A 15,470-nucleotide genomic window follows, 5' to 3' on the forward strand; every position below is an offset into this window, starting at 1 on the left:
TTCAATTCACTAGGTGAATTTCGGCTGTTTTTCGCATGAATCCCTGCCGACCCTCGGTTATGATCAAAGCGTCAGACAGCCAAGCAAAGCCAAACGAAGAGAACAAGCCTTGAATACTGGATGAACAAGCAGAACGGCCCTGGGGAGGGCCACTGCAGCGGGAGAACAGCATCGGGGAAGATGCGAAGTAGCCGGAAGTGCGCACAAGCCGTAAGCGCAGTCAGCATCGGGTGGGGACCTCGCTGACACGCACCAGAAACGGCATGAAAATGAAGGGCAAAACTTGAAAGGCCGCGCAAGCGGCCTTTTCTTATTGCGCGGGCAGCTGATGCAAAACCGCCTAGCGCAGCCGGACATCCTCAAAGCCGAAGGATCCGTTCGGGTTCATCACGAAACCCTCCACCTCCTTGCGCAGCGGAATATAGATGCGTGAATGCGCCATGGTGATCCAGGGGCGTTCCCGCTTGAAGATTTCCTGCGCTTTCAGGTAATAAGCTGTCCGCTCCTTTTTATCGGATGCCTGCCTTGCCTTGCTGAGCAGCTCATCAAACTGCGCATTGCAAAAGCGCTGCCCACCCTTGCTGACTGCGCAAGACAGCGAGGTTGACAGAAAATCGTCCGGATCGCCGGAGTCGCTGGTTACGCCGCTCATGTACACATCATGCTCACCCTGCGCGGCACGGCGCAGATACTCGCCCCACTCGTAACTCTGGATGGTGGTCTTGACGCCGATTTTGGCCCAGTCCTGCTGAATCATCTGCGCCATCAGCTTGCCATTGGGATTGGTGGGGCGCTGCACTGGCAAGGCCCACAGATTGATGGTAAAGCCATCCGGATAGCCTGCCCTGGCCAATAGCTGACGCGCCCGTGCCGGGTTGTATTCATTGCGGGTACGCGGATTCCAGCTCCACACGGTGGGCGGATAGGGGTTGATGGCCTGGATGGCCCCGCCTTTGGGAAACAGCGCCTTGAACAAGGCATTGCGGTCAATCGCAATATCCAGCGCTTCCCTCACCTCGCGCCTGGCCAGTTGCGGGCGCTGCAAGTTGAACGCCAGGTAGGAAATGTTCATCGCGCCCGTGCTGACCAGCTTGATGGCCGGGTCGGACTGCAAGGCATCCAGATCATCCTCCCGCACGGCAGCAGCTATCTGGCATTCATTGTTTTTCAGCTTCTGGATGCGCACCTGCGGGTCGGTAACGATGGCAAAAATCAGGTTGCCGGTTTGCTGGGGGCGGCCCCAGTACGAGGGGTTGGCAGCAAAGCGCACGGCCGAGTCCTTGGCATAGCTCTTGAATTGATAAGGGCCGGTGCCAATCGGAAAGCGGTTGATATCGGCTGCCCGATGTTGCTGCAACAGCTGACTGGCGTACTCGGCCGATTGCATGCCGGCAAAACCCATGGCCAGGAAGCTCAGGAAGGCAGCATTGCGCTGCTTCAGCACCAGGCGGACAGTGTAGGGATCCACCTTTTCCACGCGCTGGATGGACTGAGCAAGCCCGGAGTTGGCCGGACCCAGCAACTGGGTCTTGAATGCCTGATTGAATGGCTGGGCCGGATCAATCCAGCGCTGCACGGTAAACACTACATCATCAGCAGAAAATGTATTCTTTGGCTTGAAATAATCGGTCGTCTGAAAACGCACACCCTTGCGCAGATGGAATGTGTAAGTCAGTCCGTCTGCCGATAACTCCCATTTGCTGGCCAGCGCGGGAATGATGTCAGTCCCTCCCCGCTTGAATGCGACCAGGCCCTGAAAAATCTGCCGTGTCACATTATAAGTAGAGGCGCTATCCCACAGCGCCGGATCAAAACCTTCCGGTGCGGTTTCGGCGCAAAACACCAGGGAACGCCCCGCCTGGGCCAGCGGTGCCAGCCCGGACATGAGCGCCAACAAGGTCAGCAAATGGAATTTCATTGATTTTTCTCCGTTGCCCGTCGGCAGTTACCGACAAGCTTGCCACTGATCTGGCCATGATAGAGCAGGATGCGTGCGTCAACAGCCCCCTTGCGAAGCGCAAGAGTTGAACGTCAGTTACACAAACTGTCAATGGCCGCCGTGACAAGCCGTACCAGACCTGCAGCAAAACCGGATGACCAGCAGCATGGATGTGTGGCACTCTTACCGGAGAATTGATCGCGTAGTGGCTATTCCCGGACAAAAAAAATCCCGGCGGGGACCGGGATTAAACGTTTAGCGGGGATAGATACGAGGCGGGAAACCTCGCACTTGTATTTATAACTATCAAATAACCCCCAGTCAAATAAATATTTGCTTACATATGAAGGCAAATAACAAAAAAGGCAGCTTTCGCTGCCTTTGTCATTGCTCCTTTTGATCAGGAACCTTGCTTGTTCATCTTGCGACGCTCGTGCTCTTGCAGGTAGCGCTTGCGGATACGGATGGACTTGGGCGTGATTTCAACCAGTTCGTCGTCGTCGATGAATTCAACGGCAGACTCCAGGGTCATCTTCACCGGGGTGGTCAGGCGTACGGCTTCGTCAGTACCGGAGGCGCGAACGTTGGTCAGCTGCTTGCCCTTGACCGGGTTTACCACCAGGTCGTTGTCGCGGCTGTGAATGCCGATGATCATGCCTTCGTACAGCTTGTCGCCCGGGGAAACAAACATGCGACCGCGGTCTTCCAGCTTCCACAGTGCATAGGCAACGGCTTCGCCGTTTTCCTGGGAGATCAGCACGCCATTGTGGCGACCCGGCATGTCCGGCTTAACCGGTGCGTAGTCGTCAAATACGTGGCTCATCAGGCCGGTACCACGGGTCATGGTCATGAAGTCGGACTGGAAGCCGATCAGGCCACGTGCCGGAATATGGTATTCCAGGCGGGTACGACCCATGCCGTCGGATTCCATATTGGTCAGCTCGCCACGGCGACGACCGATTTCTTCCATGATGGCGCCCTGGTGATCATCTTCCAGGTCGATGGTCAGGTTTTCGTACGGCTCGCACTTCTCGCCGTTGATTTCCTTGAATACCACGCGCGGCTTGGCCACGGCCATTTCAAAGCCTTCGCGACGCATGTTTTCCAGCAGGATGGTCAGGTGCAATTCACCACGACCGGACACACGGAACACGTCGGAGTCTTCGGTTTCTTCAACGCGCAGGGCAACGTTGGTCAGCAGTTCCTTGGTCAGGCGGTCACGGATCTGACGCGAGGTCACGAACTTGCCTTCGGTACCAGCCAGCGGCGAGGAGTTCACCATGAAGTCCATAGTCAGGGTCGGTTCGTCCACCGACAGTACCGGCAAGCCAGCCGGTTGGTCCTTGTCACAGATGGTCACGCCGATACCGATGTCTTCGATACCGGAAATGATCACGATGTCGCCGGCTTCGGCTTCAGCCACTTCCACGCGCTCCAGGCCCTTGAAGCCCAGCAGCTGGTTGATACGGCCGGAAGCAACCTGATCTTCGTGATTCATCACCACTACTTGCTGACCCGGCTTGATGCGACCGTTCAGGATGCGGCCCAGACCCAGGCGGCCGGTGTAAGTGGAATAGTCCAGTGCGGAGATTTGCAGTTGCAGCGGTGCGTCTGCGCTACCGTTCGGCAGCGGAACATGCTTCAGCACGGTGTCGAACAGCGGACGCATGTTGTCGGATTCCTGATCCAGTTCCAGCTTGGCAAAGCCGTTCAGGCCGGAAGCGTAGATGATGGGGAAATCCAGTTGTTCGTCGGTGGCACCCAGTTTGTCGAACAGGTCGAAGGTTTGGTCCACAACCCAGTCCGGACGTGCGCCCGGACGGTCAACCTTGTTGATCACCACGATGGGGCGCAGGCCCAGGGCCAGGGCTTTCTTGGTCACGAAACGGGTTTGCGGCATCGGGCCTTCAACGGCATCCACCAGCAGCAGCACGCCGTCTACCATGCCCAGTACACGTTCCACTTCACCGCCGAAGTCGGCGTGTCCCGGAGTGTCCACGATGTTGATGTGCACGCCTTCGTAATCGATGGCGGTGTTCTTGGCCAGAATGGTAATGCCACGCTCTTTTTCAAGATCGTTGCTGTCCATTACGCGTTCATCTACCTGCTGGTTCTCGCGGAAGGTGCCGGACTGGCGCAGCAACTGGTCAACGAGGGTGGTTTTGCCATGGTCCACGTGGGCAATAATGGCAATATTACGAATCTGTCGTGTCATTTTCGGAATTCGGTCGGTTGAAGCGGAAAAATCGTAAGATTCTATCACGTACAGCGCCAACTACCCAAAGCATTATCGCGACAAGCAATGATGATTTGGTTACACTGCGCGCCAAAATCCACGCAAACACAGATTATCAAGGAGTCGACCATGTATGACTGGGACGCCCTGTGGCATGAACATGAAGGTTATCGCACCGGTTTTGCCGTGCATCACAACGACGCCAACCTGCTGGCAGACGAGCTGTCGGCCAAGCTGATGAAGCCGGCCCAGCACCCCACGGACGTGGCAGTCTACGAAACCCCGGACAAATTCATCCTGGCAGGTCACGACGATGGCCTGCAGCTGCTGGAAGTGTTCAAGCACGGCATGTTCGACATCACCCTGCGCCTGGTCACCGAAGATGAAGGACTGGACGAACCTGCCCTGCCCTATGTCGAAATCCATGTCGACAACCTGGCCACCGAAGAGCAGTCGGTGTGGCGCGGCGCAGTGAGCCGTGACGAAGAGGGCCGTATCTGGGTAGGCAATCGCACGCTGGAAGAGCAAGTCATGCCGGCCATGCCGTTTGACGAGCTGTCCTTTACCGATAACGCCCATTTCCGCGATGAGCTGCATCGCGTGTGGCAGGAGGACTTGCCGCAGCTGAAGCCCTTGATTGATGCATGGTTTGATCACACCGACCTGAGCGGCAGCGCCGAGCCGCATCATTATGGTGACGAAGCGCGGGTACAGCAGATTTGCGACCGCTACGCGGAAATCGTGCGTCGTGAACAAGCCGTACTGTCGCGCCAGTTTAGCGACGCCGAGCTGCAATTGATTGCCCACGTACTGAAGAATGTCCGCTTTGAAGAAGCAGCATCCTGCCGCGGCGTATGGCTGGCAGTGGAAACCTGCATGATCGACGAGGAGCTGGACCAGCATTTCAAGGTGGATGGCGAAGCCCTGCTGCTCAAGATGAAGAACCTGTCTTACTCTCAGGAAGTGGCACTGATCGAAGCGCTGTCACCCTTGCCGGCCAGCTCCACCGCCGCCTGACCCATCCAGAAATACCAGCGCCTGCCGGAACATGACGGCAGGCTTTTTTCATGGCGTACGCGGCAGGCAAAAAAAAAGGGGGCGATAGCCGCATCGCCCCGAATCCCATCCATACCAGTCAGAGGTGAAACACCTCCCACGGGGCACACAGTACGTGTTGCAGATTACGCCGTCATGACAGGAAAGAAGGTCAGCACCACCTTGCCCAGATTGGCATTGGCTTCCATATGGGCATGCGCCTCTGCCACTTGCTGCCAGGGGTAGCAGCTATCCACCGTGGTTTTCAGCTTGCCCGCCGTGATGGCCGGCAGAATGGTGTCGGCCAGCGCCTGCGCCAGCGGGGCCTTTTTCGCCAGCGGCTGGGAACGCAGGGTGGAGCCAATCACTGACAGGCGCTTCATCAGCACCAGGCCCAGATTGAGTTCGGCCTTGCCACCACCCATGATGCCGATATTCACCAGTCGTCCATCCTGCTTCAGGCTGGCGAGGTTTTCAGCCAGATAAGCAGCGCCTACCGGATCCAGAATCATGTCCGCCCCGCCCCATTCCTTTAGCAGACGGGAAAAGGCAGGCGTTTCCTTGTAGTTGAATACTTGCTCCGCACCCATCTCGCGGCAGAATTGCAGTTTGTCTGCGCTGCCGGCACTGGCGAACGGGTGCGCACCCAGCAAGCGGGCCAGCTGGATGGCACAAGCCCCCACACCACTGGCTCCGGCATGAATCAGCACATGATCCCCGGCCTTGACCTGCCCCACCTGTACCAGATTCAGCCATGCCGTCATCCATGCCTCCGGCAGGCTGGCGGCTTCCACCCAGGACATTTCATCCGGCTTGGCAATGGCCAGCACTTCATCCAGCAGCGCATATTCGGCATAGGCACCACCTGCCACCAGGCCAAACACGGCATCGCCGGGCTGATGGCGGCTGTTGTCGTCCGCCTCCACCACGACACCGGCAATTTCCAGCCCCAGAATGGCGCTGGCACCGGGCGGCGGCGGATAATGGCCCTCTCGCTGCACAATGTCAGCCCGGTTGATGCCGGCCGCCATCACCTGCACCAGCAATTGGCCTGGCTGTCGCTGCGGACGCGAGGCTGCGCCGATATAAAGTGTTTCCACACCGCCCGGTGCATCTTGCAAAACTGCCTGCATCATCTTGCTTGCCTTTCCTTTTGCCGCCTGTACTCAGGCTGAATCCGCACTGCATGAAACTGAGCCAGATCAAGCAATGCATTCGAGTATTGTTTACAATGGCGCGCCATGACTGATCACTGCTTCCATTGCGGCCTGCCCGTCCCCGACGCTGTCGACTTTCCGGTGCGTTACCGGGAAAAGACCGAAGCCACCTGCTGCGCAGGTTGCCAGGCCGTCGCCCAGACCATCATCGACTCCGGCCTGTCCGATTACTACGCCCACCGCACGCAAGGCGCACGGCAGGCCGAGGCCTTGCCGGCAGATATTTTGCAGCAGATCAGGCTGTATGACTCGGAAGAGTTGCAAAAAAGCTTTGTGCACCAGCGCGACGAAAACAGCCGCGAGGCCGCGCTGATTCTGGAAGGCATTACCTGTGCCGCCTGTGTCTGGCTGAATGAGCAGCACATCCGCCAGTTGCCCGGCGTGCTGTCGGTGGACATCAACTATACCAGCCACCGGGCTCGGGTTTGCTGGGACAACACCCGCATCAGGCTGTCACAGATTCTGGAAGCCATTTCGGCCATTGGCTACCGCGCCCATCCTTACGATGCCGAGCGGCAAGAGGCGCTGGCGCAAAAGCAGCGCAAGCAGGCCATCAGCCGCCTGTGGGCAGCCGGGCTGTCCATGATGCAGGTGATGATGTACGCAGTGCCGGTTTACCTGGCACAGGATGGCGACATCGACCCGGACTTCCTCTGGCTGCTGCACTGGGCCAGCCTGATCCTGACCCTGCCGGTCATGCTCTATTCGGCAGTGCCGTTTTATCAGAACACCTGGCGCGACCTGAAATCAGGCCGCGTTGGCATGGACACGCCGGTCACCATCGGCATTTTCACTTCTTTCTTTGCCAGCCTGTGGGCGCTGATCAACAAGATTCCGCACGGTGTGTATTTCGATTCGGTGTCGATGTTCGTCTTCCTGCTGTTGGGCGGGCGTTATCTGGAAGGGATTGCCCGGCGCAAGGCGGGCGAGGCGACCGAAAGCCTGGTCAAACTGATTCCGGCATTTGCCCATCGCGCAGCCAACTGGCCGTCCAGCCGTGATACCGAGGAAGCCACCGTCGCCATGCTCAATGCTGGTGATGTGATTCTGGTGAAGCCGGGTGAAACCATTCCCGGTGACGGAGTGGTGCTGGATGGCAACAGTTCCGCCAATGAATCCCTGATCAGCGGCGAGAGCAAGCCGATTGCCAAACGGGTTGGCGACAGCGTGATTGCCGGCAGCGTCAATACCAGCAGCCCCTTGTATGTGCAGATCAGCCAGACTGGCCAGCAAACCCGGCTGGCCGGCATTGTGCGTCTACTGGATCAGGCGCTGGCCGAAAAACCACGCCTTGCCGTGGCGGCCGACCGCTTTGCCAGCTGGTTTGTCGCCCTGCTGCTGCTGGCAGCTGCTGGCAGCTATATTGCCTGGCACTTCATCGAACCGGCACGCGCCTTGTGGATCATGGTGGCGGTACTGGTGGTGTCCTGCCCTTGCGCCCTGTCGCTAGCCACTCCGGCGGCACTGACCGCCGCCACCGGCCATCTGGCCGCACTGGGCTTGCTGACCACCCGCGGCCACGCACTGGAAACCCTGGCGCGGGTTACTGATGTGGTATTCGACAAAACCGGTACGCTGACGCATGGCGACATGCGCATGCGCGAGCAAATGCAACTGGGCACACTGCCTGCGGAACAGGCACTGGCCATTGCCGCCGCGCTGGAACAGGCATCGGAACACCCGCTGGCGCAAGCACTGCGTCAGGCCGCCAGCACACTGCCCTGCCCGGCCACAAGCCGGCTGGACAACATTCCCGGCAAGGGGGTGGAAGGCGTGGTTGATGGCACGACATGGCGACTGGGTTCGGTCGAGTTCATCAACCAGTGGCTGGCCAGTCCGTTGACACTTCCAGCCGACTGGCAAGCCGACTGCACCCTGGTGGTACTGGCCAGCCAGGCTGGCGCGCAAGCGGTGTTTGCCATTGGCGATACGGTGAGAAGCGACGCCATCGCCATGGTGGCCCGGCTGCAACAGCGCGGCATTGGTGTACACCTGCTCAGTGGCGACGGTGCCAACGCTGTCAGATACCTGGCAGACCAGCTGAACATTGCCGACTGGCATGCCCGCGCCACACCGGAGGACAAGCTCGCCTTTGTCGGCCAGTTGCAACAGGCAGGCAAGCGGGTGCTGATGGTGGGCGACGGCATCAACGATGCGCCGGTACTGGCGCGGGCCGATGTCTCGCTGGCCATGGGTGGTGGCACCGACGTGGCGCGCGCCAGTGGCGATATGGTGCTGATGGGCGACCAGCTGGCACTCATTCCGCAAGCGCTGGCCCTGTCCAGAAAAACCCTGGGTGTAATCAGGCAGAACCTGTGGTGGGCTGCCGGGTATAATCTGCTGGCCCTGCCGCTGGCCATGAGTGGTCACCTGACCCCGTGGCTGGCCAGCCTTGGCATGGCTGCCAGTTCGCTCATCGTGGTGAGCAACGCCCTGCGACTCGTCAAACGGAAATCCTGATGGAAAGTCTTTACCTGCTCATCCCGCTTAGCATCGTGCTGGCTTTTGTCATTGCCGTGGTGTTCTGGTGGGCCACCCGCTCCGGCCAGTTTGATGATATGGAAGGCCCGGCACATCGTATCCTGATGGATGACGACCGCGCCGCCAGTGACAAGCCCCCCCCCAGCAAGCCCGGTGCGCCGGACGAGCGCTGAGCACCGCCGACTTGACGCGGGCATGGCTGACAGCGCGGGGTGAATAGGCTAGCATGCCCTTCCCGCCACCCCGTGCTGACCCACCGTGAAAACAGACTTCAGTTTCTTCGGCTCGCGCCGTTTTCTTCCCTTGTTTGGCACCCAGTTTCTGGGCGCCCTCAATGACAATCTGCTGAAAACAGCCATTGTGGTGCTGATCAGCTATCACGGCCTCACCCTGAGTGGCATGTCACCGGAATTGCTGGTCAACATGGCGGCCGGCGTATTCATTCTGCCCTTTTTCCTGTTTTCGGCCACCGCGGGCAAGCTATCGGAGCGGTTTGACAAGGCGATGATCGCGCGTGGCGTGAAGCTGGCCGAAATCGCCATCATGCTGCTGGCTGGTGCCGGTTTCTTCCTGCACGCGGCAGGCCCGCTGATGGCCGCCCTGTTCCTGATGGGTTGCCATTCCGCCTTCTTCGGCCCGCTCAAGTATTCCGTCCTGCCGCAATACCTGAAGGAGCACGAGCTGGTGGGCGGCAATGGCATGATTGAAATGGGCACCTTCCTGGCCATCCTCATCGGCCAGATCATCGGCAGCCTGATGACCGAAGGCGGCCCGCTGCTGATTGTCTCCCTGCTATTGCTTACTGCGGTGTGTGGCTGGCTGTTCAGCCGCCGCATGCCCGCCGCACCGCCTGGCGCACCGGATCTGCAGCTGTCCTTCAATTTCATTGGCGATTCGGTAAGACTGGTTGGTCAGGCCTGGCGCATTGCCGACGTACGCAGCGCGATTCTGGGCATTTCCTGGTTCTGGCTGATGGGTGCTGTCTACACCACCCAGCTGCCCACCTTTACTCGCCTGCACCTGGGCGGGGATGCTCAGGTCTATACCGTCATGCTGGCGCTGTTTTCCATCGGCATTGGCCTGGGTTCGGTCATTTGCGCCAAACTGTCGCACGGCCGTTTGCAACTGGGTCTGGTACTGCTGGGCAGCGCAGGCATGACGGTGTTCGGTGCCGACCTGGCCTTGGGTGCCATGCAGCGCCATCAGGGCGCACTGATGACGCTGGGAACCTTCCTCACGCAACTGGGCAGCTGGCGCCACATGCTGGACGTGGCGCTGCTGGGCTTTTTTGGCGGTTTCTTTACCGTGCCGCTGTATACCTGGCTGCAACTCTCCAGCCCGGACAGCTTCCGTTCGCAAGCCATTGCGGCAAACAACATCATCAACGGCTTTTACATGGTGGCGGCGGCGCTGGCCAGCGTGGTGGTGCTGCAGAAGTTCGGCAACATTGCTTATTTGCTGCTGGGCACGGCCATCCTGAACATTCTGGCCACCTTGCACCTGCTGTGGCAGGCACCGGTCATCTGGCAGCAGCGCACCAGCTGGCTGAAGGCGACGCTCGACCAATAAGGGATAAAAAAAGGCCGGCACCACCAGGTGGCGCCAGCCCCAAGAGCATTCGGCGGCGTCAAGGCCCGAAACCGCCGAAAGCGGGAGGTTCGCCAGCAACACGGCTGTTGCCGGCGATTGAAACCAGTCCTGATCAGACCGGTTTCCGCGGGTACTGAGTGTCAGTCAGTGCTGGCTATTTTCTTTTGCTGTGGCCGTTTCGTCCAATTGATTACCATTTCGGTATTGATATAAATTTTCTATCGCCATGCACAAAGACAGCACCCTGGTGGGCGGGATTCACCACGTCGCCATCATCACGGCCGACTACCCGCACGCCCGTGACTTTTACCATCGCATTCTGGGTTTGCCGATTGTCAGCGAGGTCTGGCGGGCAGAGCGCAGTTCGTGGAAATTGAACCTGACCCTGCCCGATGGCTGTCAGCTGGAGCTATTCAGCTTTCCGGCACCACCGGAACGCGTAAGCCGGCCCGAGGCCTGTGGTTTGCGCCATCTGGCCTTGCGCGCAAGCGATCTGGAACAGGTACGCCAGACGCTGACGCAACACGGCGTGCCATGCGAGGATATCCGGCTGGATGACATCACCGACCGGCAGTTTTTCTTCTGCCAGGGGCCGGATGAGCTGCCGATTGAATTTTATGCGGACTGATGCTGGCGGATGTAGTCGATGAAAGCTGCCGGCGGCATGGGCCGGGCAAACAGATAGCCCTGCGCATAGTCACAACCGGCCTTGCGCAGCAGTTCCAGTTGTTCCGGGGTTTCCACCCCTTCGGCGATGATCTTCATTCCCAGCTTGTGGCCCATGGCAATCACTGCCTCGGTAATGGCGCGGTCGGTATTGTCATTGGCCAAGCCCTGAATGAAGCTGCGATCTATCTTCAGATAGTCGATATTGAATTTTTTCAGATAGGACATGGCGGAGTAGCCGGTGCCAAAGTCGTCGATGCTGACTTCCATTCCTGCCTGGTGAAAGCCAAGCAAGGTATTCACCACAATCGGCCGCTCATCCAGCAGCAGGCTTTCGGTGATTTCCACCGAAATACAGGAGGCGGGCAAGCTGCGCGCCGCCAGCTCCTGCGGCCACAGGCCACAGTCCCCGCTGATCAGTTGTCGTGGCGAGATGTTGACGCTGACCTGCCCGCTCGGCCATTGCTGCAGCAAGTCCATGGTTTGCTGGAACACCAGGTTGCCGATATCGCCGATCATGCCGATTTCTTCTGCTACGGCAATGAATTCGCCAGGCAGACGGATGCCATCCGTGGGGTGATGCCAGCGTAGCAGCGCTTCAGCCTTTACGGGCAAGCCGTCCTGCAAGGCAATGATGGGCTGGAACCAGGCTTCGAAATGGTTTCCTGCCAATGCTTGTCGCAACTGCTTGCCAATGGCCTGACGCCGCAGTGCTTCCTCTTGCAGGGACGGGGTGAAGTAACTGAAACAATTGCGTCCGCTGGCCTTGGCGGCATACATCGCCTGGTCGGCATAACTGACCAGCGTTTCCTGCTGCTGGCTGTCGTCGGGATAGAGCGCAATGCCGATGCTGGCAGACACATAGACTTCGTTACTGCCCAGCAGGAATGGCATATGCAGCAAGCGGATGATTTTACTGGCCACCATGCCGGCCGCCTGCGCATTATTGATGTCCGAGAGAATGACCACGAATTCGTCACCCCCCTGACGCGATACGGTGTCGCTACTGCGCACCACGGCCTGAATGCGCTCTGCGGCCTGAATCAGCAACTGGTCACCCACGTGGTGACCCAGCGTGTCATTCACTTCCTTGAACCGGTCCAGATCGATGAACAGCAAGGCCAGCGTACTGCCCTGGCGACGCGCCCGCTCCAGCTCTTCAGACAGACGGTCGCGCAGCAGGCGCAAATTGGGCAGACCGGTGAGCGCATCGTAATTGGCCTCGCGCCAGATGGCCTGCTCCATCTGTTTGCGCTCGCTAATATCCAGTATCAGGCCAACCAACCCGCCAAGGCTGCCATCGGCCTTGTCAAACGTGGCTTTGTAGAACACCACGTCGTGCCGGCTGCCATCGGCATATTGCACCTGCGCCTCGTACACCTGCGTGCCACGACTGTTGAACAGGCTTTGGTCTGCCGCGTGATAGCGTGCGGCAAGGTCTGGCGGCGACAGGTCGAATACCGAATAGCCAATCAATTGCTCGCGCGGGGTGCCGATGAATTGCTCGAATGCGACGTTACAACCGATGTAACGCCCCACCTCATCCTTGTAGAAAACCGGGTTCGGAATGGTATCTACCAAGCGGGTGATGAACTGCAACTGGTCTTTCACTGCACGTTCGGCGTCGTTACGCTCGGTCACATCCATCAGCATGCCGATGATGGCAGGCCGACCAGCAAAGCGGGTACTGACACCGAACACCTCGACATCCAGCCCCGCGCCATCCTTGCGCACGCCACGAAAGCTGTAATGACTGCTTTGCACCTGGCCGCTCAGGCGGCGGGTCAGCTGCTCGCGCACCAAGGGCCTGTCACCCTCTGCCGTGAGGTGTTGCGGCCCCATGCCAGCGCATAATTCCTGAGCCGAATAGCCGAACAGGCTGGCGAGGCGCTCGTTCACGAAGACAAAACGGTCATCCTGAATGACATACACGCCGATCAGCGCATTGCTGCACAAGCCGCGCAATAATGGCACGGCTTCATGCAGCAAGCCTTGCAGGATGGAATCGAATGGGGTCATGGTGTCGACTGGGAAGCTGGCAGCTTATGCAGTATGGGAGGCTGCACACTGTCATGAATTGATTACAGCGTGCAGGATACCCCAGTCGGCTATAGATGGGTGGAAGATGGACCGAATTTAAAGCTTGAAGCGGCTGATGCTGGTGCGCAGCGTGCCGGCCAGACCTGCCAGCGCACTGGCAGACTGGGCTGCAGCGCGCGCCTTGGCATGATTACCATCAGCCTGCTGGGCAATCTTTTCCACGTTAAGTGCGATATCGCGGCTGGCGGCATCCTGCTCGCTCAGCGCTTCGGAAATGCCGCTGACAGCACTGCCCACCTGCCGCGCACCTTCCTGAATGGCCTGCAGGCTGTCACTGGCACTGGCGGCACTGCTGACGCCTTGCTCTACCTGTGCCACGCCCTGCTCCATGTGCTCCACCGCCATGCGCGCGCCAGTCTGGATCTTGCTGACCGTATCGCTGATCTGCAAGGTCGATTGCGTGGTGCGCTCTGCCAGTTTGCGCACTTCATCCGCCACCACGGCAAAGCCGCGCCCAGCTTCACCGGCCCGCGCCGCCTCGATGGCCGCATTAAGGGCCAGCAGATTGGTTTGGTCGGCAATGTCACGGATTACGGTCACCACTTCGGCAATGCGTTCGGACAAGCCATCCAGTTGTTTTACGGTTTGGCCGGCCTGCTGCACTGCCGTGGCAATCTCGCTCATGGTGTGGGTGGCTTGTCCGACAACATGCACGCCGCTATGCGACTTTTCATTGGCATCCACTGCCATTTCACGGGCCAGTTCGGCATGTCGCGCCACCTGGTTGATGCTGCTGCTCATTTCTTCCACGCAGGCTGCCATGGTGCTGGCGGATGAATTCTGTTCGCCAGAAGCAGCCGAGACATCCTCTGCAATGCTGACCAGTTGCTGGGCCTGAACCGACAGTGCAATCAGGCTGCTTTCCACCTCACCGATCATGCTGCGCAGATGACTGCTCATCTCGTCGGCAGCGTGCAACAAATCGCCTACTTCGTCCTGGCTTGTCACTTCAAAATGCACGGTCAGGTCACCATCCGCCACCTTGCGGATAACCTCGACTGCACCAGCCAGCGGGCGGGCCACCCAGCGTTTGCTGGCCCAGTAGGTAGCACCTGACAACAGCGCAATGATGATGACAGTGCCCAGTGCCAGGCGGATACGCATGGCATTCAATTGCGTGGCGAATTCATCCTCATAGCTGCTGGCGGCCACAATCCAGCCCCAGCGCTGAAAGGTGTCAAACACGGCGATCTTGGGGCGGGCGGCTTCATCACTACCCGGCTTGGCCCAGTGGTAATGCAGGACGCCTTGCTTTTGCTCCAGCATCACCCGGTTGATGGCGATACCGTCCTTGTCCTTGAAGTCGAGCAGATTCTTGCCCTGCGAATGCGGGTGAATCATCATGCGGCCCGGTTCGCGGCGGCTGTCAAAGGCATAGATGTAGCCGGATTCGCCAAAACGCACCGACATGATTTTCTGCCGCAAGGCAGCCAGACTGGCGGTGAATTCCTCTCCGACAAACAGTGCTGCCACCACCTGTCCGGCTTCGTTGGTCAGCGGGGTGTACAAGGTCATGAAATCCCGACCGAACAACTGGGCCGGGCCGGTATAAGACTGACCGGCATTCAGGCTGGCATAGGCTGGCGAATCGTGACTGAGTGGTGTGCCAACAGCACGACTGCCATCTTCCTTCTTGACGGAGGTGGCAATACGCACCCACTCGTTGCCATCTTTGACAAACACCGTAGCCAGCGAACCGCTCATGCGGGTGAAGCGGTCCATCTCATTGTTGGCGTTGTTGATGACGTGCTCGCCAACCCGCAGCTGGGGCAGCTGTTTGCCGGCACTGTCCACCCGCTCGCCACCCACGACCACCGGGCCGGCAAGCACGTTGCGCAAGGCCACCTCTGCCAGCGCGGCAGAGCGCTCCAGTTGTGCTGCATAAGCATCCATCATGTCGATGACCTGCCGGTTGGCCTGCTGCATTTCCTGCTGCATCTGGCTTTCCATGCGTAAACCTTGCCAATGCGTCAGCCAGGTGCCGGCAATGCCAAGAACAATAATCAGCAACAAGCAAAGCACCAGATTGAGCTTGGCGGCAATACTGAGGGAAGAAGGTAAAAGGTGGCGGGATTCGGACATGATAAAAACTGGATAGTGGGCTGGGAGTGAGATGCAGCACTTTGCTGCCTGTTATTACATTGGTCTAATTCTTGTGGCGGATAATAATATGGAAATGAATTAGCCAATTCACTAGAACAGCCAC

The 15,470-nt window shown here is 58.9% G+C and carries 10 protein-coding genes; 5 read left to right on the forward strand and 5 right to left on the reverse strand.

Going from position 1 to position 15,470, the window contains the following annotated elements; translation table 11 throughout:
* Positions 1-340 precede the first annotated feature (340 nt).
* A complete protein-coding gene (locus ACE3SE_RS15370; RefSeq protein ID WP_374556489.1) occupies positions 341-1,918 on the reverse strand; it encodes an ABC transporter substrate-binding protein in 1,578 nt (525 codons plus the stop codon).
* A gap of 421 nt (positions 1,919-2,339) precedes the next feature.
* Positions 2,340-4,154: a translational GTPase TypA gene (gene typA, locus ACE3SE_RS15375; RefSeq protein WP_045846971.1), complete on the reverse strand. Its 1,815-nt coding sequence runs from the start codon at positions 4,152-4,154 to the stop codon at positions 2,340-2,342.
* A gap of 150 nt (positions 4,155-4,304) precedes the next feature.
* On the opposite strand from typA, the gene ACE3SE_RS15380 reads away from it, so the two are divergent.
* Positions 4,305-5,192: a hypothetical protein gene (locus ACE3SE_RS15380; RefSeq protein WP_045846972.1), complete on the forward strand. Its 888-nt coding sequence runs from the start codon at positions 4,305-4,307 to the stop codon at positions 5,190-5,192.
* Between the two features lie 164 nt (positions 5,193-5,356).
* On the opposite strand, the gene ACE3SE_RS15385 is transcribed toward ACE3SE_RS15380, so the two are convergent.
* Positions 5,357-6,346, reverse strand: a complete 990-nt coding sequence (locus tag ACE3SE_RS15385; RefSeq protein ID WP_374556492.1) for an NAD(P)H-quinone oxidoreductase — start codon at positions 6,344-6,346, stop codon at positions 5,357-5,359.
* Between the two features lie 105 nt (positions 6,347-6,451).
* On the opposite strand from ACE3SE_RS15385, the gene ACE3SE_RS15390 reads away from it, so the two are divergent.
* From ACE3SE_RS15390 to gloA2, 4 genes are all read left to right on the forward strand, one after another.
* Positions 6,452-8,887, forward strand: coding sequence for a heavy metal translocating P-type ATPase (locus ACE3SE_RS15390; RefSeq protein WP_374556494.1), 2,436 nt, complete (start codon positions 6,452-6,454; stop codon positions 8,885-8,887).
* Complete coding sequence (ccoS, locus tag ACE3SE_RS15395) at positions 8,887-9,081, forward strand: cbb3-type cytochrome oxidase assembly protein CcoS (RefSeq protein WP_374556496.1); 195 nt, start codon at positions 8,887-8,889, stop codon at positions 9,079-9,081. Before ACE3SE_RS15390 ends, ccoS begins: the two co-directional genes overlap by 1 nt.
* Positions 9,082-9,166: 85 nt before the next feature.
* The gene (locus ACE3SE_RS15400) at positions 9,167-10,477 is read left to right on the forward strand and encodes an MFS transporter (RefSeq protein WP_374556498.1); all 1,311 of its coding nucleotides are present in this window, start codon (positions 9,167-9,169) and stop codon (positions 10,475-10,477) included.
* Positions 10,478-10,724: 247 nt separating this feature from the next.
* Positions 10,725-11,126 (forward strand): SMU1112c/YaeR family gloxylase I-like metalloprotein, encoded by a 402-nt coding sequence (gloA2, locus tag ACE3SE_RS15405; protein WP_374556500.1) that lies wholly within the window; start codon positions 10,725-10,727, stop codon positions 11,124-11,126.
* Here gloA2 and ACE3SE_RS15410 read toward each other — a convergent pair.
* Both ACE3SE_RS15410 and ACE3SE_RS15415 read right to left on the reverse strand, forming a co-directional pair.
* Entirely contained in the window at positions 11,114-13,183 is a 2,070-nt protein-coding gene (locus ACE3SE_RS15410) for a putative bifunctional diguanylate cyclase/phosphodiesterase (protein WP_374556502.1), read from the reverse strand. The genes gloA2 and ACE3SE_RS15410 overlap by 13 nt on opposite strands.
* Positions 13,184-13,300: 117 nt before the next feature.
* Positions 13,301-15,346: a methyl-accepting chemotaxis protein gene (locus tag ACE3SE_RS15415; RefSeq protein ID WP_374556504.1), complete on the reverse strand. Its 2,046-nt coding sequence runs from the start codon at positions 15,344-15,346 to the stop codon at positions 13,301-13,303.
* Positions 15,347-15,470: the final 124 nt, after the last annotated feature.

Origin of the sequence: Aquitalea pelogenes (genome assembly GCF_041914625.1) — a bacterium.
Taxonomy (GTDB): domain Bacteria; phylum Pseudomonadota; class Gammaproteobacteria; order Burkholderiales; family Chromobacteriaceae; genus Aquitalea; species Aquitalea pelogenes.

Excerpts from the sequence above, each read along its gene's own strand:
- ACE3SE_RS15370 (WP_374556489.1), bottom strand. The coding sequence starts at position 1,918 with ATGAAATTCCATTTGCTGACCTTGTTGGCGCTCATGTCCGGGCTGGCA.
- typA (WP_045846971.1), bottom strand. The coding sequence starts at position 4,154 with ATGACACGACAGATTCGTAATATTGCCATTATTGCCCACGTGGACCAT.
- ACE3SE_RS15380 (WP_045846972.1), top strand. The coding sequence starts at position 4,305 with ATGTATGACTGGGACGCCCTGTGGCATGAACATGAAGGTTATCGCACC.
- ACE3SE_RS15385 (WP_374556492.1), bottom strand. The coding sequence starts at position 6,346 with ATGATGCAGGCAGTTTTGCAAGATGCACCGGGCGGTGTGGAAACACTT.
- ACE3SE_RS15390 (WP_374556494.1), top strand. The coding sequence starts at position 6,452 with ATGACTGATCACTGCTTCCATTGCGGCCTGCCCGTCCCCGACGCTGTC.
- ccoS (WP_374556496.1), top strand. The coding sequence starts at position 8,887 with ATGGAAAGTCTTTACCTGCTCATCCCGCTTAGCATCGTGCTGGCTTTT.
- gloA2 (WP_374556500.1), top strand. The coding sequence starts at position 10,725 with ATGCACAAAGACAGCACCCTGGTGGGCGGGATTCACCACGTCGCCATC.
- ACE3SE_RS15410 (WP_374556502.1), bottom strand. The coding sequence starts at position 13,183 with ATGACCCCATTCGATTCCATCCTGCAAGGCTTGCTGCATGAAGCCGTG.
- ACE3SE_RS15415 (WP_374556504.1), bottom strand. The coding sequence starts at position 15,346 with ATGTCCGAATCCCGCCACCTTTTACCTTCTTCCCTCAGTATTGCCGCC.